Here is a 22524-nt window from a genome sequence, read left to right as displayed (position 1 = left end):
CGTTGTAAATCTAATATTTATGTTTGACAACAAATTGCTTCGTCTTGGACTCAACAACCTGGTTGACGATGAAGGAAGCGTCACCTGAGGCAAGCCCGGTACGGCGGCAGTATGCGAGAATGGCAGCCTTACCACGCCTTATTAGGCCTTATGAAGCCCGCATGGACCTGACCCAATTACGCGCCTTTGTGACCGTCGCCCGTGAAGGCAACCTGACCCGCGCAGCAGAACGCCTGCACGTCACCCAGCCGGCGGTCAGCCTGCAGATCAAGTCGCTGCAGGAAAATCTCGGCTTGCAGCTTTTCAATCGCACCGCCAGCGGCATGAACCTCAGCATTGACGGCGCCAAACTACTGCCGTATGCAGAGAGGATACTGGCCAACGTCGCCGAATTCAGGCAGGCCTCGGATTCGCTGCACAATACGCTGTCCGGCGAACTGGCGATAGGCACGATACTGGACCCGGAATTCACCCGTCTCGGCATCTTCCTGAAACGGCTGGTGGAAACTTATCCACAGTTATCCACAAAGCTGCAACACAATATGTCCGGCTCGGTGCTGCAAAGGGTGCGCGCCGGCGAACTGGACGTCGGTTTCTACCTGGGCCGCCCGCCGGAAGACAGCCGGGCTGCCTGCCATGCGCTGACGCTGACCAGCTTCAGCTATCGCGTGGTGGCCCCCAGCGGCTGGAAAAACCGCGTCAGCGGCAAGGACTGGCCGGCGCTGGCGCAACTGCCGTGGATATGGACGCCGCCGGAATCGGCGCACCACCGCTTGCTGGGCAAGGTATTCGCCGATTACGGGGTCAGCCCCAATAAGGTCGCGCTGGTGGACCAGGAGCCGTCAATGCTGGACCTGGTGAAGTCCGGCGTAGGCCTGAGCCTGCTGCGCGACTCCATCGCCATCCGCGAAGCGCATGCGCACGGGCTGGTGATCGCCGATGCGGTCAGCTTATCCACAGAATTGACCTTTATTTCGCTGGAAAAACGCAAGAACGAACCGATGATCTCCGCCGTCTTCAGCTTGCTGAAACAATGCTGGGGCCTGGAGGAAGCTTAACGCGGCCGCAATTGTGAGCAATTGTTGCATTTCGCGGCAAACCTGCTGCAAACTTGCGGCGCAAGCTCACCAGGCAGGGTATATTTCTGTAATCCAATTTCCTGCCCTGCGGAGTACAAGGTGATACGATGCTGCGCCCCAAGCCTGCTGTTTGCCGCCCTCCTGGCGCCGCTGGTAGCCCACGCCGACGGCCTCAAGCTGATCGTGCAGGAATACGCGCCGTTCACGCATACCGATTACCAAGGCACCGACATCCACGGCTTCGTTGCCGACAAGGTCGCCGAGATCATGAAGCGCGCCGGCGAAACCTATACGATCAACAGCACCTCGCTGGCACGCGCCTATCAGGCCGCGCTGACGGAAGAAAACACCTGCCTGTTCGCCTTCCGCCGCACGCCGGACCGCGAAAAATATTTCAAATGGGTGGGGCCTTTGGCCGCAGATAACTGGGTGCTGTACAGCAGAAAGAGCGACACGCGCAGCCTGAAAAGCCTGGAAGACGCCAAATCCTATACGATAGGCTCGTATAAAAATGCCGCCACCGGACTGTATCTGCAGGAACAAGGCTATAAAATCCAGTTCGCCAGCCAGGATGACGATAATCCGCGGCTGCTGGTTAACGGCAGACTCGACTACTGGATAGTCTCCGAACTGCACGGCATGTTCCTGGCCCAGCAGCAAGGTTACTGGGAAGGCATCAGCAAGGCGGTCAAATACCGCAGCATCGACCTGTACATGCTGTGCAATGCCAGGATGGACAAACAGCGCATCGATAATTTCAATTCGTTCAACGCCGACATCGACCGCGACGGCACGATGGAAAAACTGATGCGCAAGTACGGCGTCAAGTAACGGTCCGCATCAAATCGCATTTCCCGGCACATACCGTGCCGATCCTGCAAAATCCGGCGATAATGGCATCCTGAAACAGGCCCAGGAGCCGCAATATGAGATCGACCAAGGCAAGCTATGCCATAGCAAGACTGAAGGACCGCAGCGACAATGCGCCGTATTCAATGGTCACCACCGCGGACGGGCGTTTCTACCTGGTGCTGGCCAACGGCGATGCCGATCCTGAAAAACTGAACGAACCGATGGAACTGGACGAGTTCGTCCGTTTCGTCAATGCCCAAGGCAAACAGACGCCGAAAAAGATCAGCAAGCTGGATGTTGCCTTTGAAGCAAAGCTGCACAAGAAACCGGAATAAATTTTTTAACCCTACACCAGAAAGCCATCGCATGAAAATTCGCGTATTGCCTGCCCTTATTGCCACTGTTGCCGCCGTTTCCGTTGCCGCGCTGTTTGCCCCGGCCTCCGTGCTGGCCGCCGCCAAGCAGCCTCCCAAAGCCGCTGCCGCGCCGCTTACGCTGCAAACCATCGACACCAAGGTCGGCACCGGCCAGGAAGCCAAGGACGGCACCGTCGTCAGCGTCAACTATACCGGCTGGATCTACAGCCCCAAGGCAGACAAGCAGCACGGCCTGCAATTCGACAGCTCCAACGGCCGCGGCCCGTTCAGCTTTCCGCTGGGCCAGGGCCGTGTTATCAAAGGCTGGGACCAGGGCGTGGCCGGCATGAAGGTAGGCGGCAAGCGCACGCTGATCATCCCCAGCGAACTGGCATATGGCGAGAGCGGCGCGGGCGGCAAGATCGCACCGGGCGCGGACCTGATCTTTGACGTTGAGCTGGTCGGAGTACGCTAAATTTTGCAACAACTGACTTATCTTCAGGCCTACCCCGAGCACATCCAGGGTCAGGTCAGGGAACTGCTCGCCCAGGACAAGCTGGGCGAGCTGCTATTGCGCAAATATACAGGCGCGCATGAAATCCGCACCGACAAGGCGCTGTACGCTTACGTGCAAGACCTGAAAAACCGCTATATGCGCAATGGCGAACAAATCAGCAAGGTCGCCTTCGACAGCAAGATCAAGGTTATCCAGCATGCGCTGGGCCAGCACACGTTTATCTCTAGAGTACAAGGCGGCAAGCTCAAGTCCAAGCATGAAATCCGCGTCGCCAGCCTGTTCAAATACGTGCCGGACGAATTCCTTAAAATGATCGTCGTACATGAACTGGCCCACCTGAAAGAGAAAGAGCACAACAAGGCCTTCTACAAGCTGTGCGCGCATATGGAGCCGAACTACCACCAGTACGAACTGGACCTGCGGCTCTACCTGACACAAGTAGAAATGTCCGGCAAGGACCTGTGGATAACCGCCAGCGCCGGAGCAGCATAGCGCTTCTGCACGGGCAAGAGGGCTGTGTGCCGCAACGCACAACACCACGCGCCACTTATCCACAAGCTATCGTCTACACTGATGTTTTCATTTCATCGACGGCATATGGCATATCTACTGGCACTCGATCAAGGCACCTCCAGCTCGCGCAGCATCCTGTTCAACGACAAGGGCGATATCGTCGCCTCGGCCCAGCAGGAATTTCGGCAAATTTTCCCGCAGCCGGGCTGGGTGGAGCACGACCCTGTGGATATCTGGCAGAGCCAGCTGGCGACCTGCCGCGAGGTACTGGCCAAGGCCAACATCGCCGCCCGGGACATCGCCGCGCTGGGCATCACCAACCAGCGTGAAACCACCGTCGTGTGGGAAAAAGCCACCGGCAAACCCGTGTTCAATGCCATCGTCTGGCAAGACCGGCGCACCGAGGCTTTCTGCGATGCGCTGCGCGCGCAAGGAGTGGCCGAGCTGGTGCAGAAAAAAACCGGCCTGGTGCTGGACCCGTATTTTTCCGCCACCAAATTGAAATGGATACTGGACACTGTCCCCAATGCCCGCGCACAGGCAGAACGCGGCGAACTGGCGTTCGGCACCGTGGACAGCTGGCTATGCTGGCAGCTCAGCGACGGCAAGCTGCATATCACCGACGTCAGTAACGCATCACGCACCATGCTGTGGAATATCCATCAAGGCTGCTGGGACCAGGAACTGCTGGACTGCTTCGATATTCCGCGCGCCATGCTGCCCGAGGTCCATCCGTCCAGCTACCGCTATGGTGAAACTACGCTGTTCGGCAGCGCCATCCAGATTGCCGGCATCGCCGGCGACCAGCAGTCGGCATTGTTCGGCCAGGCCTGCTTCAAGCCCGGCATGGCCAAGAATACCTACGGCACTGGTTGCTTCATGCTGATGCATACCGGCAGCGAATGCGCGGTGTCCACCAACGGCCTGATCAGCACAGCCGCCTGCCAGGTCGGCGACCAGCCGCAATATGCGATGGAAGGAAGTGTATTTATCGGCGGCGCCGTAGTGCAATGGCTGCGCGACGGCCTGAAGGCGATCCAGAACTCCACCGATGTGGAACAGCTGGCGGCAACGGTGCCCGATTCCGGCGGCGTGGTGTTCGTGCCGTCGTTTACCGGACTGGGGGCGCCGTACTGGGTGCCTTCCGCCAAGGGCGCCATCCTGGGCCTGAGCCGCGGCACCACGGTCGCCCATATCGCCAGGGCGGCGTTGGAATCAATCGCCTTCCAGAGCACCGACCTGCTGATGGCAATGACGCGCGATGCCGTATCTCCCATCAGCGAACTCAGGGTCGATGGCGGCGCCGCTGCCAACAACCTGCTGCTGCAGTTCCAGGCGAATCTGCTGGGCATCCCGGTAATACGTCCCAAGGTCACGGAAACCACCGCGCTGGGCGCCGCCTATCTGGCGGGCCTGGGCGTGGGCGTGTTCCAGAGTACGGAGGAGTGCGCGTCCCAGTGGCAGATGGAAAGGACTTTCCTGCCGACGATGAGCAGGGACCAGGCTGGCGAACTGATGCGGCAATGGGACCAGGCCATAGGCCGCGTGCGCTGACCTTGCCTGTGGATAAATGGATATTTCCATAAAAAAAGACGGCGTTTTCGCCGTCTTTCCGTGTGCGGTGCTGGTACTAGCCACGACTGCCCGAATCAGCCCTCCGATACCAGCCTGCCGTTGACTTCCTTCACACGGTCACCGACCCTCCAGTCATTCTGTGGAAAAGTACGGAACTTGCCGTCATCCATGCGGACGCGAACGCGGTATGAAGTCGATGTCTTTGAGCGTTTTTCCACTTCATTGCCGGCATAGCCGCCGCCTACCGCACCAGCGACCGTCGCCAATGTATTACCGGTGCCGCCGCCAACCTGGTGGCCCAGCACGCCACCCAGCACGGCACCGGCAGCAACGCCGAGCCCGCTGGTTTGCGCCTGGTGCTGCACCGCCTGTATCGATTCCACCCGTCCGCAATGCCTGCATACTTCACGCGATTCAGTCACGGCAGGCGCGGTATTACCCGAGTTTTGATAGCCGGCGCCGGTATTTGCCTGCGCTACCTGCGCGCTATAGGGCTGCGCGGGCTGTTGTTGCACAGGGGCCTGGGTATTCATGGCGCGTGTGTCGTTGGCCGCATATTGCTGGGGCGGCTGCGCATTGGCGCTCATCGTATTGTCAGGAGCAGCCTGCTGCGCGAGCTGGGCCTGCATGTTTGCATCCACAGGGGCGGACTTGCTCAGGGAATTGGGCAGCACGCCGGTGATGGCGGCAATACCGATCAGACTGACCAGCGTAACGGATACTGCGGCGGCCGCAACCAGCGGGTGAATACGGCGGGTATGATTATTTTCCATTTGGGAACCTCATTGGTTTTATATTTTTAAGTGCGCAGCAAATCGGCGACATTGCAAACAAACTATTGCTGCGATCCAAGTGTACTCGCCATTGCAGCCGCAAAAAAGGCGATTACTGTGTCAGATGTAATGCTTTGTAAGCCACGTCAACATTGTCCTACAAGCCTGCGGGCAATATGTCCGTCACTGTGGATAAGTTCGACCGGAAGGACGCTTTCGCACTTTGCGATTGTCATTTCCACCGGCAACGTACAGAATGAAATGCCGCTTTCCCATGGCGGCTTGCAACGTATCGCCATCATTCCCCGCTTATGCTTACCCCCAGGAGGTAATAAAAATGAAAATAATGAAATGGCTGGCCGGCATCGTTATCGCACTCGCTGTCGTACTGCTGATTACCGCGCTGGCGCTGCCGGATGAATACACGGTAACGCGCAGCGTCGTCATCAACGCACCGGCCGATAAAATCTACCCGCTGATCGCCGCCCCCGCAGAATGGAAAAAATGGTCGGTCTGGAACCAGCGCGATCCGGCGATGCAAATGAGCTTTTCCGGCCCGCCCAGCGGCACCGGCGCCGCATGGGAATGGCAGAGCAAGACGCAGGGCAACGGCGGCATGAAATTCACGGATGCCACGCCCCCCGGCAAGCTGGCCTATGAACTGCATTTTGAGGGTATGGGCAAGCCATCCAGCGGCGCGTTCACCCTTGAACCACAGGCAGGCGGCACCAGGGTCAGCTGGGCCATGCACGGCAATTCGGACGGCAAGTTGACGATGCGGCTATTTGGCCCGTTCATGGACAAAATCATCGGCGGCGATTTCGACAGCGGCTTGAAGAACCTGAAAAAATTGGTGGAGCAATCCTGACGAACCAGCTGCAGCAAGGTATGCAACCCGTATTCACCGCACCTACAAAGGCCCGCCCGTACATGCACGGCGGGCTTTTTTCATGTCCGAGTCCAGCTTGCACCCAGCTTATCCACATGCTTGCCAACAGGCTTACCAACAACTTATAAACTGCTTTTCCCTATGCTTACCCACCGCTTTGACACATGCTTGTCCACAGCTTTATGCACAAATCCGACAGGAGCCGCTTGCTGTGTACACTTTTCATCAATTCTTCATTGACCTGTCACCGGCGTGTCATCAATTCCCCCTACAGTGGTCGGCGACAACACCAGCAACAGACGACCGGGGGATAAAATGCATACTAAAACTTTGGTAGATAATGCCGTCATCAATTCCAGCACCTCAGGCAGCAAGGCCTGGGCAGACCGCCTGTTCACCCACTGGTTCAGCCGCCTCGTCTATGCGCAAATCTGGGAAGACCCAAGATCCGACCTGGACGCGCTGCAACTGAAACCCGGTGCCAACATCCTGACAATCTCATCCGGCGGCTGCAATGCGCTAGCTTACCTGGCGGCCGATCCTGCAGCAGTGCATGCGGTGGACCTGAATGCCAACCACCTCGCCATGCTGGAAATGAAGCAGCGCGCCATCAAGCATTTGCCGGACTACGATGCAGTGCTGGCCTATCTCGGCAACGCCAACCATGTGGATAACCTGAAGCGCTACCGCCGCCATATCCGTCCCCATTTGTCTGAAGCGGCGTCCGGCTTCTGGGAAAGCCGCGACTGGTCGGGCAAGCAGCGCCACCACTATTTCCGCGACAATGCCTACCAGCACGGCTTGCTGGGCGACTTCATTGGTTTCGCGCACTTTTTTGTGCGTATGATGGGCGGCGACATGGGCAAACTGGCCGGCGCGCGTAACCTGGAAGAACAGAAACAGCTGTTCGAGCGCCATCTGGCGCCGGTCTTTGAAACCCGGCTGTTCCGCTTCATTGCACGCCAGCCGATTGCCTTGTACAGCCTGGGCATACCGCCGTCGCAATTCGATGCATTGAAAGAAGACGCACCCGGCGGCCTGGACGGCATGCACCTGCTGTTTAAGGAAAGAATGCGCCATCTGGCCTGCGACTATGCCTTCGATGAAAACTGCTTTGCGCATCAGGCGTTTGCACGCCGCTACGACACCAGCAAACAAAACGCCTTACCGATGTACCTGCAGCGTCAGCATTTCAACAGCCTGCGCAGTAACATCGACCGTGTGCATGGCCACCACATCAGCCTGACGGAATTTCTGCGCGGACAGCCGAAGGAATCGATGCATGCCTACCTGTTCCTGGATGCGCAGGACTGGATGGACGATGTGCAATTGACGGAGCTGTGGGAAGAAGTGACCCGCACCGCCGCGCCGGATGCAAAAGTGGTATTCCGCACGGGCGGCAGCACTTCGCCGCTGGAAAAGAAATTACCGGCGCACCTGCTGCGCGCATGGTTTACCGATGCCGACCACAACCGCGCACTGTATCAGACAGACCGGTCGGCAATCTACGGCGGCATGCATCTGTACCAAAAACACGCAGCCTGAGCCGCATCTTGAGCAAGTTGCATAGCGCAGCTTGCTCAAGGTAAAGTTTATTTAACCGATTTCCAATTTGAACGCCCAGATCCCCACGCGCAACCTGGCCGATGCATTATGGTTGCTGATTGCCCGCGCCCGCGGTGGAACCCATTGGCTGGCCAACGCTGACTGCGAAGTGCATTCGCTGGAAATAGACCACGGCGCCCAGCCAGTCACCCTGCTATCTCGCACCCAAGGCGTAGGCGCGCAAAGCTATGTCGCCAGCCCCCATTCCACCTGGGTCAGTTATCCACAGCATGAAATACAGCGGCGGCTCCCTGCCGGACTCAGCCTGATCGGCAAGGCAGTTACCGCCTGCATGCTGAGCCCGCTATCACTGCTGGTCAAAGGCGGCATGCTGGACCAGGCTGCCATCTTCGGCAACAAGCTGATCTCCACCAACCTGTATCCGGACTGGAGCGGCCCGGAGCTGCAACAGCTGCACCAGCAGCTGGCGGATACTTATCCACAGCGCCCACTGATGGTCAGAAATATTTGTCCACAGGTCAACCCTGGATTGGCGGCTTCCTTGCAGCAACTGGGCTGGCAGCTGGTTCCGTCGCGTATCGTCTATCTATGCGATCCCACCCAAACCGCGGTATGGAAGCACAACCACGTCAAGCAGGACAAAAAACTGCTCGCCGGCGCCGATATGGAGCTGTTGACGCCGCAGCAAATCCAGCCAGCCGACCTGCCGGCAATGCGGGAGGTATTCCGCAGCCTGTTTATCCACAAGCATTCCAGCCTCAATCCCGATTTCACGCCGGCTTTTTTTGAGATGTGCCATGAAAGCAATTTCCTGGACCTGTACGCCTTGCGTTACCAGGGAAAAATAGCCGGCGCGCTGGGCCTGTATGAACATTACGATAAATATGGCGACCGCAACTGGCTGACCACGCCATTGATAGGCTACGACCAGGGGCTTCCGCAAGAACTGGGAATCTACCGGCGCCTGATGTCGCTGCTGCTGCAACAGGCACGGCAAAGGCAGGCGTCGCTGCACTACAGTTCCGGCTCCGGACAGTTCAAGCGCGCCCGCGGCGGCGTCCCCCACATGGAATTCACCGCCATCTACAGCCGGCATCTGCCAAAAATAGCGCGTACCTGCAATAATGCTTTCGCGCATCTGATGCAAAGCCATGCTCCGGCCATCCTCAAAAAGGCAGACTCTCTGTAACAGAGACACTGCAATGCGACAAGTTCATCGCCATGCGCCTGTGGATAAGGCTAGGGATATCCACAGGACAGCATGTGCAAAATGACGAATATCTTTACAGGCCAAAATCTTATCCAGAATGTGTTCTTTTTTAGTACACCGCTTAAGCAGCTATTTATACTGGCGCTAAGAAGATGATTAAAAACAGGAAATTGCACTTATCCACAGAAAACAGCCCTTGTTAACAACTACTACTATGTATATATAAACTAATCGTATACAACAAAACCCGTATTTCTCGTCAAAAGAAACGGACACAGATACCATGCAAACATCCAATTCCAAAAAAATGATCGCCTTCGTCTTTGCAATGCAGGAAGAACAGCAAGGCCTCGAACGCCAGCTGCAAAACAAGGAAGTCCTCATCCGGGGCAAGCGCCGCTATTTGACCGGCAGCTTGTGGGGGCAAGAATGCGTCTGTGTGCTGTCCGGCATTGGTAAAGTTGCCGCTGCCTCAACAGTGACCAGCCTGATAGAGAATTTCAAGGTCGGCAGCATCGTGCTCATCGGAGTTGCCGGCGCCGCCGATGACGCGTTGAAAATCGGCGACATCGTGATTGCTACCACGCTGGTCCAGCACGACATGGATGCCAGTCCGCTATTTCCGAGGTTTGAAATCCCTTTGACAGGCATCAGCCACTTATCCACAGATGTTGCGCTGAGCCGGCAGCTAGGTGACGCCGCCGATTTTTTTCTGGAAAACGACCATGAAAATCATGTGTCGGATGCAGCGATCGCGCAATTCAACCTGCAAAACGTCAAAATTCACCACGGTCTGATTGCCAGCGGTGACCAATTCATCAACGACCGCCAGGTATTGGCCGGCCTGAAGAGGGATCTGCCCGGTTTGCTGGCAGTGGAAATGGAAGGCGCGGCCATCGCGCAGGTCTGCCATGACTTCGAGATCCCTTTTGCGATCCTGAGAACGATCTCGGATGATGCAGGCGAACATGCCGATTACAACTTCAGCCAGTTCATCATCGAAGTGGCGGCGCAATACAGCCTGGGGATTTTGCACAATTTCTGCCGCCAACAACAAAAAACCTGAAAAGGACGTTATTTTTTTGAGCGGTTGTGGATAAGTCCAAGGATATCCACTGCACAGTTTGTGACCAAGACGCTTATTTTAGAGAAAGCGGAAATCTGTCCAGAAGCTGTCCTGTTTACATACACGCTTTTTTCGCCTGTTTATCTTTTTCCTAAGTGATTGATCTTGTTCAGGTAAACAGACTTATCCACAAAAAATCGCTGCGTTAACAACTACTACTATTTATATATCTAACATAGCTATATTTATTACCTGCTGTGGAAAATCCAAAAAAAAGCACATTCACGCAAACGAAGGACCCAGCAAAAGCGGCAAACAAAGCTGCCTATGTTTTTAAAAAACGGTCTGCATCCAAAACAGGTAAAACGCAAAGTTCTGCACACCCGCCTATTCCTGCGGCACACCGTCAAAAGATGAAAATAAAAATAATTCGCAGCCTAAGTGATTGATTTTTATAAAAATCCAAAATGATATACAACGCTGTCTACAGATTTGTCGACAGACTTATCCACAAGCGCTGCATTGCGTTCCGGTTTTTGTCTGGTATAAAGCTAACTTTCCAGCAGATTCCAGGCAAACACGGACAAGGCATATCGGGTTGGCGGCACCGCAGGGCAACAATTTCAATGAATGCATAAGCGATGAAGACAGCGGGCGACGATAAAAAAGAGGCAGGTATTCCGGCAGCGCTGGGTGGGCGCTACCGTGAATTGAGATATGCCCTAAGCTTGTGATGTCAGTGACAGGCAGATTTATGGCTGTGGATAACAAGGGCGGAGGACGCCTGGCATCAGCAAGTGTTGATCTGGATATTGCTCAGGCGGCCGGCGCTTGAAGCAAAATTTTTGGTCAAAATAAATGGGGACTATGGTCGATAGCTGGATAAAGCTGGTTTCCTGCGAAACCAGGCAACAGTTTTGAAGATAAAAGCGGCAGTCCTGAAACGATTGTTCAGAACTTGTCTAGGTGATGTCTATGCATAGCGCCGTGGCGGACCGGCGGCAAGCGCAAACTTATCCACAAGCGGGTTTATTCAGCAGTTGGATGGTCATAAAAAACACCGCATCAATGCAGCCTGCAGTCAGGTTTCGCAGATGGGAAATGATGTGAACAGGTATAGGTGAGGGTGAGCAAACCACGGTCATGCTGGCAGTACCTGCCAGCACAGTGGAATGTGGAAACCAGAGGGAAAAAACGGGCGGTTGCCGACTTATGCACAGCCCTGAATGAAATTGCAGGAAGATGGTGGGGGAAAAAGCGGCTTCCCGTGGAATGGAAAATAAAAAACGGAATCAGTCTGTGACTACATTCCGTTCTTGATAGCAGGGACAGGCCAGGACAGCAGAATAGTGGGGGAGTTGTCTACAGCTTGATCACCGCTTATGGACAGGCTTATCTACAGGGCTGTCCACACGCTTATCCCCTGGATTTGAGAGTTTATCTACAGCTTGTAAACAGCTTATTCACCGTTTGTACGCCGGTTGCCAACAGCATTTCCGCAGGCTTGTCCACAGGGATATCCACCTGTGGACAAGTGTTGCCGCATCGCTTTTTATCAGCTTTGCAGCGTCATCAAGCTGGCATTGCCGCCTGCAGCAGTGGTATTGACGCATAGCGCGCGCTCTGCCACCAGCCTCCATAAAGGCACCTCGGTATTTTCATGGATTTCCACAATTGACACGATGGCGTTGTCCAGCGCTGCGAATACAGGTTTATAGTGGCTGAGCAAGGAGCCCTCCACCAGCGCAAACTGTGCATGCGACTGTTCAGCTTCCGCCTGCTGTATCTGCGCCCTGACTTCATTCGGCAAGCCGGCCGGCAGCAAGCCCATTGTCTGCGCCGGCAGCACAGGCGTGTTGCCGGTGGCCAGCAATGCAGCCAGCTGGTTCAGCAGGCAGTTCACGGTGGTAGCCGCGCAAAATACCCTGCCGCGCGGTGCGAACGACAGGGTATTGCGCTCACCGGTAGGGCCCGGCAATACCAGCGTCATTTTGTAGGGCGTCTGGTACGCATATTTGTCAGCCAGTTCGGCAATTTTTTCGTGGCCATGGGTTTTTGCCCATACCAGCAGCGCTTCCAGCGCTGACGGAGCCTGGCGTTCGTACACGGTATGGCCGCCCAGACTGCCGGAAGGATTTTTTTGCAGGCGTTTTAGGTAGAGCGGTCCGCCTGCCTTTGGGCCGGTGCCGGATTTGCCTTCACCGCCGAAAGGCTGCACGCCGACAACCGCGCCGACGATATTGCGATTCACATAGATGTTGCCGACATGCGCGCGCGAGGTAATGAAATCGATAGTTTCATCGATGCGCGAGTGGATGCCCAGGGTGAGGCCGAAACCGGTGGTATTGATGCTGGCTATCAGCTTGCCGAGGTCGTCTCGCTTGTAGCGCAATACGTGCAATACCGGGCCGAACACTTCCTTGCTGAGTTCGGACAGCGACGAAATTTCCATCACGGTAGGCGCGACAAACGTGCCCTGCGCGCAAGACGGCGCCAGCGGCAGGCTGTAGCTGGCCCTGGCCTGCTGCTGCATGACATCGATATGGCCCTGCAATTGCCTTTGCGCATCGGCGTCAATGACAGGGCCGATATCCACCGCCAACTGGTCGGGTTTGCCGACACGCAGTTCCTGCATTGCACCTTTCAGCATTTCCAGCGTCTTGTCGGCGATATCCACTTGCAGGCATAACACGCGCAAGGCAGAGCAGCGCTGGCCGGCGCTGTCGAAGGCGGAAGACAATACATCCTGCACCACCTGCTCCGGCAATGCGCTGCTGTCGACGATCATCGCGTTCTGACCACCGGTTTCCGCGATCAGCGGGATATCGATGTTTTCTGCGACCGCGCGCTTGCTCAGCGTGCGGTTGATGATCTGTGCTACTTCGGTGGAGCCGGTAAAGATCACACCCTTGACGCGGTGATCCGCCACCAGTTGCGAGCCGACGGTTTCGCCGGTGCCGGGCAGGAATTGCACGGCGCCGCGCGGCACGCCGGCTTCATGCAGCAACTGTATCGCGCGGTAGGCAATCAGCGGCGTCTGTTCCGCCGGCTTGGCCAGCACCACATTGCCGGCTGCCAGCGCAGCACTGACTTCACCGATAAAAATCGCCAGTGGAAAATTCCAGGGGCTGATGCAGACGACCGGGCCCAGCGCCAGCGTATTCGGCAAGTTTTCTACCTGCGCCGCGTAGTAACGCAGGAAATCGACTGCCTCACGTACTTCCGCCAAGGCATTCGGCAATGACTTGCCTGCCTCGCGGATGGCCAGCGCCATGAAGTCCAGGGTTTGCGCTTCCAGCAGGTCTGCAGCCTTTTTCAGGGCTGCTGCGCGGTCCACCGGCGCCGTGGTCTGCCAGTCGATGGCAAACGCTTCTGCCTGCGCCAGCGCGGTCTGCACATCCTGCGCATCCGCTTCTATCACCTGGCCGACAACTTCTCTGCGGTCGGCCGGATTGACGACGTCTTTCACCAGCGTGGCCGATACTTGCCCGTGCAGCAGGGGCACAGCTACCAGTTGCTGTGAGCTGCCGGCGGCAAAGCTGGCGGCGATGCGCTGCAGCTCGATCTCGTTGCTGAAATCCAGGCCGGCGGAATTCTTGCGCTCTGCGCCGAACAGGTCACGCGGCAACGCGATGCCGCCATGCGGCACCCCTTTCAACTGGGAGGCAACTTCCAGCGGATCGGCGATCAGCGTTTCTATCGATACGCTTTCATCGACGATCTGGTTGACGAAAGAAGAATTGGCGCCGTTTTCGAGCAGGCGCCGCACCAGGTAAGCCAGCAGCGTCTGGTGCGAACCGACCGGTGCGTAAATACGGCAAGGCTTGTTCAGCTTGTCCTTGCCTACAACCTGGTCGTACAGCGTTTCACCCATGCCATGCAGGCACTGGAATTCGTAGTCGGTAATATTGGCTTGCTGCGCCCAGCTGTAGATGGTCGCCAGCGTCAGCGCGTTATGCGTTGCAAACTGCGGATAAATCACATCGGTCGCGGCAAGCAGTTTTTGCGCGCACAGCAGGTAGGACACATCGGTATACACCTTGCGCGTGTAGACCGGGAAGCCGCTCATGCCGTCTACTTGCGCGCGCTTGATTTCGGCATCCCAGTAGGCGCCCTTGACCAGGCGCACCATGAATTTGCGATTGCTACGGCGGGCAAGATCCACCAGGTAATCGATCACATAAGGACAGCGCTTCTGATAACCCTGCACGACAAAACCGATGCCGTCAAAGCCGGCCAGGTCGGCATCGAAAGCCAGCGCTTCCATCAAGTCCAGCGACAGTTCAAGCCGGTCTGCTTCTTCGGCATCGATGTTCAGGCCGATGTCGTATTGTTTGGCCAGCAGCAGCAGTTTCTTCAGCAGCGGCAGCAGTTCGTTCAGCGTGCGCTCGCGTTGCGCACGCGAGTAGCGCGGATGCAGTGCAGATAACTTGACCGAGATGCCGGGGCCGTCCTTGATACCGCGGCCATTGGAAGCCTTGCCTATCGCATGGATCGCGGTTTCATAGGCGTTGTAGTAAAACGCGGCATCATGTGCCGTCAGCGCTGCTTCGCCCAGCATGTCGTACGAATAGCGGTAGCCGCGCTTCTCATTGTCCTGGCTGTTCTTCAGCGCTTCTTCTATCGTCTGGCCGGTGACGAACTGGTTGCCCAGCATGCGCATCGCCAGGTCTACGCCCTTGCGTATCAGTGGTTCGCCGCCCTTGGCGATCAGGCGTGTCAACGCCGAGCCCAGGCCTTGTTCGCTATTGGTGGAGACCAGCTTGCCGGTCACCAGCAGGCCCCAGGTAGCCGCATTCACAAACAGCGACGGCGATTCGCCCAGGTGCCTGCTCCAGTCGCCCTTGCTGATCTTGTCGGCGATCAGCCTGTCCGCGGTCTGGTGGTCGGGTATGCGCAACAGCGCTTCGGCCAGGCACATCAGCGCCACGCCTTCTTCGGAAGACAGCGAAAATTCATGCATCAGCGCATCCACGCCGGAGGCGCGCGTACGCTGCTGGCGCACTGAGCTGACCAGCGTGTGAGCAAGACTGCGGATAGCGTCCTTGGTGGATTCCTGCGGCTTGATCTGCGACAGCAGCCATTGCACGGATTCAGCCTCGTCCCGGCGGTATACCTGGGTAATTGCTGCTCTGAGGATGGAAGGATGCGGGATTAATTCAGCTTGGAAATTGGCAAATGGCGTGGAAGAAGGTGTGGCAGCGGACGCGGCAGACGGCGGTGTGATCATATCTTTTTTTATTTAACTAATATGATTTCATTGTATCGACGAATCCTAGGTATTAATTCTGGAAATATGAACATATATCGAAATTTTCTATTTTGTGAGAAAATTACACCGAATTTTATTAATCATATTACGACTTCTTATGCTCGACAAAATCAGTAAAAGAATTCTGGCCGAATTACAAAATGATGGCCGTATCAGTAATGTAGAGCTGGCAACCCGGGTTAACCTCTCCCCGGCGGCCTGTCTGGAACGTGTGCGCAAGCTGCAGGAATCCGGCTATATCCTCGGCTACACTGCGCAGCTGAACCCACATCTGCTGGATGTGGCGCTACTGGTATTCATTGAAGTGGTGCTGGATCGCACCACGCCGGACGTGTTCGACGCCTTTAAACGCGGCGTGCAGGCGATACCGGAGGTGCTGGAATGCCACATGGTAGCCGGCGGCTTCGATTACCTGGTAAAAGCCCGCGTCAAGGACATGAACGCCTACCGCGACTTCCTCGGCAAATCTCTGCTGCAGTTGAACGGCGTGCGCGAAACGCATACCTATGCGGTGATGGAAGAAGTGAAAAACACGACCAACTTGCCGATCAAGTAACATCTTGCCGCCGGTAATGACTGCAGTATTTGCGCAAATCGCAACAAACTGTGGTTTATCAGGTAACAAATTGTCACTATAGTGTAACGCAGTGTTGTTACATTCTCAGTTCTCAGACTAGAGCTGGATGAATGATATGACACGCAGACACGGATTTGCCGCCGGCCTCGGCACGGCCTTCCTTCTTGCCGCCTGCGGCGGCAGCATGCCGGTGGCTGAGCCGCTCTCCCCGGCAGCGGCCCCGGCGACAAAAACAGCCAGGTCTGCCGCTCCTGCCAAAAACGTCATCTTTTTCCTCGGCGACGGCATGGGCATGACAACGTTGACCGCGGCCCGCACCTATGCAGTGGGTGAAGACGGCGACCTCACCATCGATACCTTGCCGGAAACGGCGTTCATCAAGACCTTTTCCAACGATGCGCAGGTGACCGACAGCGCGCCTTCGATGTCGGCCTATATGACCGGCGTGAAGATGAACAACGAAGTGATCTCCATGTCTTCCGACACGGTGGCGGTCGAGCCGGCGGCGGATGCCAACGGCAACAAACTCGCCAATAACTGCGGCGCCCGCAACGGCAGGCCCGCCGTCACGCTGCTGGAAATGGCCAAAGCCCGCGGCCTGTCCGCAGGTGTCGTGACTACCACGCGCATCACGCATGCCACGCCGGCCGCGACCTATTCACATATCTGCCATCGCGACCTGGAAAATGACATCGCCACGGCCATGGTACCCGGCGGCGTGGGGTATAACGCAGCGCTGGGAAGCACCGGCATCGATGTCGTGCTGGGCGGCGGCACGCAATTCTTCACACCGTTCTCCAAAGGCGGCAAACGCGGCGACAACCGCGACCTGATCGCCGAAATGAAGGCCAGGAACTATGCGTTTGCCGCCAATGCCGCAGAGTTCAAGGCAATCGACGGCAGCAAGACGGAGCGCCTGCTTGGCTTGTTTACCTCCAGCCACATGAGCTATGACCTGGACCGCGATCCGGCCAAAGAACCCAGCCTGGCCGACATGACAGGCAAGGCCATGGACGTGCTCGCAAAAAACGGCAAAGGTTATTTCCTGATGGTGGAAGGCGGCCGCATCGACCATGCCTTGCATGAAACCACCGCGAAAAAGGCTTTACAGGACACCGTCGCGTTCGATAACGCGATCAAGGCAGCAATCGCCAAGGCCAGGGTCAGCGATCCCCTGCTTGCAGACACGCTGATTGTCGTCACCGCCGACCATGACCATACGCTGGTGCTAAACGGCTATGCAAAACGCACCGGCAAGACCACTGCCGGCAATCCGGGCGTGCTGGGTGTCGTGAAGAATTATGTCACTGGCGCGGTGGAAAAAGACCTGGACGGCGCGCCCTATTCCATCATCGGCTTCGGCAATGGAGAAAACCGCACGCAGGGCAGCCGTTCGGTACTCGCGGGCCTGGATGACAACACGACCAGCGCCAATACCTATCATCAGGAAGCCGTGATCCGTGTCGCCGCAGGCAGCGAAACCCACGGCGGCACCGACGTGTTCCTGGGAGCGATAGGCAAGGGCGCCGACACTTTCCTCGGCACCATGGACAACACCAGGGTTTTCAGGCTGGTCAAAAACGCCGCGGGCCTGTAAGCCGCTATCGAGGACAAATACGATGAAACCCATGTTGAAGCCTACGTTGACACCTGCGTTGAAAACCATCACGGCAACGTTGCTTGCCGCCGCTTTTTCAGCACCGGCACTGGCTGCCGGCGAAGCGAAAAACATTATTTTCTTCCTCGGTGACGGTATGGGACCCAGCACCGTCACCGCTTCCCGCATCTACAAGTACGGTGAAGCCGGCAGCCTGACCATGGACACGCTGCCGCGCACTGCCCGCATCAAGACGTTTTCCAATGATGCGCAAACTACCGACAGTGCGCCTTCAATGTCGGCCTATATGACCGGCGTGAAGATGAACAATGAAGTCATCTCCATGTCGGCAGAGACCGTAGCGATATCGCCGGGCAAGGATGCCCACGGCAACCTGGGCGTGAACAACTGCGCCGCCGGCAACGGCATGCCGGCTACCACCATCCTGGAACTGGCCAAGGCCAGCGGCAGGGCAGTCGGCTCCATCACCACCACCGAGCTGACGCACGCAACGCCGGCAGCGACCTATGCGCACATCTGCCACCGCAATGCGCAGTATGCGATTGCCGCCCAGGCGGTACCGGGCGGCGCCGGCTACAATCCGGCGCTGGGGGACGGCGTAGACGTGCTGATGGGCGGCGGCCGCAACCACTTCCTGCCGTATGATGCCGGCTCGCAAAAACTGGGCCGTGTCGACGGCCGCAACCTGCTGGCTGAGCTGGCGGCAAAAGGCTATACCGTTGCCGCCACCAGGGCCGACATGCTGGCTGCGCCGAACGGCAAGAAATTCATCGGGCTGTACAGCAGCAAGAGCCATCTGGAGTATGAACTGGACCGTACCGCCGCGCCGCCGCTGGGCGAAGGCGCCACCCAGCCCAGCCTGGCGGAAATGACGACCAAGGCCATGGATCTGCTGTCGCAAAACAGCAAGGGTTATTTCCTGATGGTGGAAGGCGGCCGCATCGACCATGCACTGCACGGCACCAATGCCAAGCGCGCGCTGGTGGATACCATTGCCTTCGACGACGCAGTCAGGGCTGCGCTGGACAAGGCCCGGCTGACCGACCCCACGCTGGCCAATACGCTGATCGTCGTCACCGCCGACCATGACCACACGCTGGCGTTCAACGGCTATGGCAAACGCGGAAACCCCATCCTGGATATCAACCGCGACTATAAAACCGGCCAGCCCAGCAAGGATGCGGACGGCAATACCTATACTACGCTGGTCTTCGGCAACGGCCCCAACCGCCCCAATCTGCGTACGAGCCTGGACAGCAAGACTGTGCTGGCAGATAACTACCTGCAGGAAACCGGCGTGCGCCTGGCTACGGAAACACATGGCGGCGGCGACGTAAAATTGTTATCCACAGGCGCAGGTTCCAGTGGTTTCAAAGGCACGCTGGACAACACCAAAGTTTTCGGCTTGCTGAAGAATGCCTTCGGCCTGTAGGCCGGCCAGCTTGAGATTGCCATGAGACCAGGCTTCAAATTTATCCTGCTTGCCGGCCTCGCGCTGTGCACCGCATTATCGGCTCAGGCGGCCCAGCCGGCGCCTGACCTGGACCTGGTGATCCGCTATTACAGCCGCGTCATGAGTCCGGAGGGCGTACTGAATGAGAGCCGTTATGAAGAAAAGATGCTGCGCCGCCCTGCGCATGTCTGGGTTGCACGCGTGCTGCCGAAAACCGCACGGCAAGAAAATGGAGATGGGCAAGCGCATGAGCACAGGCATTTCAACCATGTCCTTATACCGCGCCACGTGATACTGGACCACGGCGAGGCAAAGATCGAATTTGTCGATGCGGGTGAACAGCAGGTCGTTACGATACCGCCGGCGGAATTTGAGAACGTCAACTTCGATGGTTCCTGGGTCAACGCTTTTTACCTGCTGGACCCGGAACAGCTGAAGGCCCTGCCCATATCCACAAAATTATCCACAGCCGCAGGTGCGCGCTGGCGCGAGAGGGAAAAGAATGGCGTCTACCAGCGTGTCTTGTGGGACGAAAAAAAGCAGATCCCGCTACGCGTGGAAACCGGCGACAGGGCTGGTACTTTCTATCGCCGCATTGATGTAAAGCCGCTTGCGACAGTGAGCAAGGATCTGCCGTGGTTGAATATCAAGGGGTTTGCGCAAAAAGAGTATTCGGATTTTCTGGATTGACAGGCATGGCTCAGGCTACCCGGTAATACAGCGGCCGGGGCGCTATTTGTTTAATGCGCTGCTGAAGGCGGGATTCAGCATGCCTGAAAATGCGGTCCAGGGAATATCAAACTCGACGAATCCCCGGCCTATCATATAGTCGTAACCCTGGCCCGTAATGTGCAGCGCCTTTTTTGTGATGGCCCAGTTGTCAGGCTCGGTTGCGCTGCCGGTATTTTGTACCCCGTCGGGTTTGGTTTCCATGAGGGTCGCCACATATTGCCGCGCATATTTTTCCACTACCTTCTTGTAAGCCTGGCCGGAAAATATTTCGGCAGGCTTGATGCTGCCGGCTTTCGACAGCCACCAGTTGTAGTGGGTATCCTGGTTGCTAGGGTGTGCTGCGCGATACATATAGTCCGATACCGATTCGTGCACGCTGATCAGTTCCGGCGACGCAAAATTGATTGCGTAGCTGCGGCTGATTGAATCTATATCGCAATCATCGTCGGACTTGCATTTCTTGATAAGCACCTGGGCTTCCGCCGGGGTGGTCTCGCCGGACGCATCCTGCCACGTCTTATCCACCCATTGATTGTAGGCGGCAGTGCCGGGCAATTTACTCAGCAAATACATCGGCCTTTCAGTACCTTGCAGGCGCAGGAAGCTCAGGCCATGCTCGCTGACGACAGCACCGCGCAAAGCTTCCAGCCTGGCCCGCATTGTGGCGTCCAGCTGCCTGGCATCCTTGCGGTCCTTCAGCCAGTTGCGCTGGACTTCTTTTACCCTCCTTCTAAGCGGATCGTCAACGCTTGCCAGCAGCTTGCCATAGGTGTCGGCAATCTCCTGATCCAGTTTATCCAGCGAGGGATTTGCGCAGATGGTTTTTTCTACAGGGGTTGAGGATTTTTTACAGTCGAAGCTGGCAGCACTTGCAGAGAGCGGCAATAGCAAAAGAGCGATTTTGAAGGCGTTCAGTTTATTCACAATTCAGCTTTCAATATGTCGAGTGTCAGGGCGTGCTGAAATATCATTGTGCCGGTGTTCTGGATTTCTGTTTGGAACGATGCAGTTCCTTGTTGGCCCAAGCAAGCCCGGGAACTAGGCTTAATGCAAGCAGGCTCAAGAGAAATATATGGCTATTAACTTCGCGCGCGGGGGCGTTAATTTCAGGAGCGTCCATAAGATATGTCACAAAGATCTGGTCCCCGATTTTCGGAGTATTGCAAGAGTTGTTGTTCGTGTTAATTATGGAATTGCCTTTCACCTGCTCGTCTCTCGCTAGGAACTGGTACTCAATACGCTGAGTCTTTCCGCCTTTGCATTCTTTTGCAGTGACAACACCGGCGGTCGAATACCCTGCTTTTTCAAGTTGATGGTCTTTTTGAATGGACGGTAGTGAATAAAGACAGATACCGCCAACCAGGGCTATGGCAGATAGGTAGCGTGCCTTTCTGGAAAGCGGTATGAACAGATAGATTAACGTAGCAGCAAGGAAGAAGATAACAGCGGCCATTATTTATGAAGTGGACATTGTGAAAAATTCATCTGTTTCAAGTATCCGCCAACTGCTTATCCCGTCCCAGCTCAGGAATAATCGTGTCATTGGTCATGTCGATCAGGTTGTCCCTCAGCCATTTGTGCGCCGGGTTGCGGCCGTCGCGTTCGTGCCAGAGCATGTCGATGTGCACGTCGGGCATGTCGAACGGCAGCTTTTTCCAGACCAGTTCGTCGGTCATGCCGGTGGAAGACATCAGGTGGTGCGGTAGCACGGTCAGCAGGTCGGAATTGGCGACGACCCTGCCGCCGGTAAAGAACTGGTTCACCGTGAGCAGGATGTGCCGTTCGCGGCCCATCTGGGCCAGTACATCGTCCACCAGACCGTGCGCGCGGCCGGAGAAGCTGACCAGCAGGTGGTTGGCTTTGCAGTAGTCGTCCAGTGTCAATTCGCCCTTGGCCAGCGGATGGTCTTGCCGCATGACGCACACGTAGTGGCCTGAATACAGGCGGTCATGGCGGATCGGGCTACCGGCGCCCTGGCCGGCGGCCAGCTGCGCCACCACGCCGGGGAAATAGCCGACGGCGATGTCGATATCACCGCGCAGCAGCATGGGGCGCGGCTCGCGCGTCGTCAGCGGCACCATGCGCGCATTCAGTCCCGGGGCATCCCTCTCAATCGCACGCACCAGGCTGGGCATCCACAGTGCTGCGGTGGCATCGGCCATCGCCATGCGGAAGGTGGCCTGCGCCTTGGAGACGTCAAACGTGGTGGGAGCGATGGCGGCTTCCAGTGTGGACAGCGCCTGGCGCACGGCCGGCCACAGCGCCTCGGCGCGCGGCGTCGGCTTGACGCCGTAGGCGGTGCGGATCAGCAGCTCATCGCTGAGCGACGAGCGCAGGCGTTTCAGCGCATTGGATACGGCGGGCTGCGTCATCGCCAGCTTGTCGGCGGCGCGGGTCAGGTTTTGTTCCACCATCACGGTATCGAACACGCGCAGCAGGTTCAAATCCAGCGTCAGGAAGTTCATTTTGCACAATC

The 22524-nt window shown here is 56.9% G+C and carries 19 protein-coding genes; 14 read left to right on the top strand and 5 right to left on the bottom strand.

The window, feature by feature from the left end; translation table 11 throughout:
* The first annotated feature begins 161 nt into the window (after positions 1 to 161).
* The 6 genes from ACO0LO_RS07740 (at position 162) to glpK (ending at position 4871) form a co-directional block, all read left to right on the top strand.
* The gene (locus ACO0LO_RS07740; RefSeq protein ID WP_422963634.1) at positions 162 to 1058 is read left to right on the top strand and encodes a LysR family transcriptional regulator; all 897 of its coding nucleotides are present in this window, start codon (positions 162 to 164) and stop codon (positions 1056 to 1058) included.
* 120 nt (positions 1059 to 1178) lie between these two features.
* Positions 1179 to 1910 (top strand): substrate-binding periplasmic protein, encoded by a 732-nt coding sequence (locus tag ACO0LO_RS07735; protein WP_422963633.1) that lies wholly within the window; start codon positions 1179 to 1181, stop codon positions 1908 to 1910.
* A 95-nt stretch (positions 1911 to 2005) separates the two neighbouring features.
* Positions 2006 to 2266 carry a hypothetical protein gene (locus ACO0LO_RS07730; protein ID WP_422963632.1) on the top strand — a complete coding sequence of 87 codons (261 nt, stop codon included), beginning with the start codon at positions 2006 to 2008 and terminating at the stop codon, positions 2264 to 2266.
* 31 nt (positions 2267 to 2297) lie between these two features.
* On the top strand, positions 2298 to 2762 hold the full coding sequence (locus ACO0LO_RS07725; RefSeq protein WP_422963631.1) for an FKBP-type peptidyl-prolyl cis-trans isomerase: 465 nt from the start codon (positions 2298 to 2300) through the stop codon (positions 2760 to 2762).
* 3 nt (positions 2763 to 2765) lie between these two features.
* A complete protein-coding gene (locus tag ACO0LO_RS07720) occupies positions 2766 to 3296 on the top strand; it encodes a M48 family metallopeptidase (protein ID WP_422963630.1) in 531 nt (176 codons plus the stop codon).
* A gap of 105 nt (positions 3297 to 3401) precedes the next feature.
* Complete coding sequence (gene glpK / locus ACO0LO_RS07715) at positions 3402 to 4871, top strand: glycerol kinase GlpK (RefSeq protein WP_422963629.1); 1470 nt, start codon at positions 3402 to 3404, stop codon at positions 4869 to 4871.
* A 95-nt stretch (positions 4872 to 4966) separates the two neighbouring features.
* Here the strand turns inward: glpK and ACO0LO_RS07710 are convergent, their stop codons facing one another.
* Positions 4967 to 5665, bottom strand: coding sequence for a glycine zipper 2TM domain-containing protein (locus ACO0LO_RS07710; protein WP_422963628.1), 699 nt, complete (start codon positions 5663 to 5665; stop codon positions 4967 to 4969).
* 337 nt (positions 5666 to 6002) lie between these two features.
* Between ACO0LO_RS07710 and ACO0LO_RS07705 the strand changes: the two genes are divergently transcribed.
* The 4 genes from ACO0LO_RS07705 to ACO0LO_RS07690 all read left to right on the top strand — a co-directional run bounded on the left by ACO0LO_RS07705 (position 6003) and on the right by ACO0LO_RS07690 (position 10396).
* A complete protein-coding gene (locus ACO0LO_RS07705) occupies positions 6003 to 6533 on the top strand; it encodes an SRPBCC family protein (RefSeq protein ID WP_422963627.1) in 531 nt (176 codons plus the stop codon).
* Positions 6534 to 6869: 336 nt separating this feature from the next.
* Entirely contained in the window at positions 6870 to 8099 is a 1230-nt protein-coding gene (locus ACO0LO_RS07700; protein ID WP_422963626.1) for a DUF3419 family protein, read from the top strand.
* A 67-nt stretch (positions 8100 to 8166) separates the two neighbouring features.
* The gene (locus ACO0LO_RS07695; protein ID WP_422963625.1) at positions 8167 to 9309 is read left to right on the top strand and encodes a hypothetical protein; all 1143 of its coding nucleotides are present in this window, start codon (positions 8167 to 8169) and stop codon (positions 9307 to 9309) included.
* Positions 9310 to 9613: 304 nt separating this feature from the next.
* Positions 9614 to 10396: a 5'-methylthioadenosine/adenosylhomocysteine nucleosidase gene (locus ACO0LO_RS07690; RefSeq protein ID WP_422963624.1), complete on the top strand. Its 783-nt coding sequence runs from the start codon at positions 9614 to 9616 to the stop codon at positions 10394 to 10396.
* A 1555-nt stretch (positions 10397 to 11951) separates the two neighbouring features.
* Here the strand turns inward: ACO0LO_RS07690 and putA are convergent.
* Complete coding sequence (gene putA / locus ACO0LO_RS07685) at positions 11952 to 15626, bottom strand: trifunctional transcriptional regulator/proline dehydrogenase/L-glutamate gamma-semialdehyde dehydrogenase (RefSeq protein WP_422963623.1); 3675 nt, start codon at positions 15624 to 15626, stop codon at positions 11952 to 11954.
* 139 nt (positions 15627 to 15765) lie between these two features.
* Here putA and ACO0LO_RS07680 point away from each other — a divergent pair, with 139 nt between their 5' ends.
* The 4 genes from ACO0LO_RS07680 to ACO0LO_RS07665 all read left to right on the top strand — a co-directional run bounded on the left by ACO0LO_RS07680 (position 15766) and on the right by ACO0LO_RS07665 (position 20006).
* The gene (locus tag ACO0LO_RS07680) at positions 15766 to 16224 is read left to right on the top strand and encodes an Lrp/AsnC ligand binding domain-containing protein (RefSeq protein WP_188568690.1); all 459 of its coding nucleotides are present in this window, start codon (positions 15766 to 15768) and stop codon (positions 16222 to 16224) included.
* Positions 16225 to 16429: 205 nt separating this feature from the next.
* Positions 16430 to 17842, top strand: coding sequence for an alkaline phosphatase (locus ACO0LO_RS07675; RefSeq protein ID WP_422964108.1), 1413 nt, complete (start codon positions 16430 to 16432; stop codon positions 17840 to 17842).
* A 22-nt stretch (positions 17843 to 17864) separates the two neighbouring features.
* A complete protein-coding gene (locus ACO0LO_RS07670; protein ID WP_422963622.1) occupies positions 17865 to 19295 on the top strand; it encodes an alkaline phosphatase in 1431 nt (476 codons plus the stop codon).
* Positions 19296 to 19316: 21 nt separating this feature from the next.
* Positions 19317 to 20006 carry a hypothetical protein gene (locus tag ACO0LO_RS07665; protein ID WP_422963621.1) on the top strand — a complete coding sequence of 230 codons (690 nt, stop codon included), beginning with the start codon at positions 19317 to 19319 and terminating at the stop codon, positions 20004 to 20006.
* Between the two features lie 42 nt (positions 20007 to 20048).
* Here ACO0LO_RS07665 and ACO0LO_RS07660 read toward each other — a convergent pair whose 3' ends face one another.
* From ACO0LO_RS07660 to ACO0LO_RS07650, 3 genes are read right to left on the bottom strand one after another with little or no spacing between them, the layout of a single operon-like run.
* Positions 20049 to 20972, bottom strand: a complete 924-nt coding sequence (locus ACO0LO_RS07660) for a lysozyme inhibitor LprI family protein (protein ID WP_422963620.1) — start codon at positions 20970 to 20972, stop codon at positions 20049 to 20051.
* A 43-nt stretch (positions 20973 to 21015) separates the two neighbouring features.
* Entirely contained in the window at positions 21016 to 21501 is a 486-nt protein-coding gene (locus ACO0LO_RS07655) for a hypothetical protein (protein ID WP_422963619.1), read from the bottom strand.
* 37 nt (positions 21502 to 21538) lie between these two features.
* Complete coding sequence (locus tag ACO0LO_RS07650; RefSeq protein ID WP_422963618.1) at positions 21539 to 22513, bottom strand: LysR family transcriptional regulator; 975 nt, start codon at positions 22511 to 22513, stop codon at positions 21539 to 21541.
* Positions 22514 to 22524 lie beyond the last annotated feature (11 nt).

This window comes from Undibacterium sp. TJN25 (assembly GCF_049339885.1).
GTDB lineage: Bacteria > Pseudomonadota > Gammaproteobacteria > Burkholderiales > Burkholderiaceae_D > Undibacterium.
The sequence above is the reverse complement of the archived record's forward strand: the minus strand, read 5'-3'. Positions and strand labels throughout refer to the sequence as shown.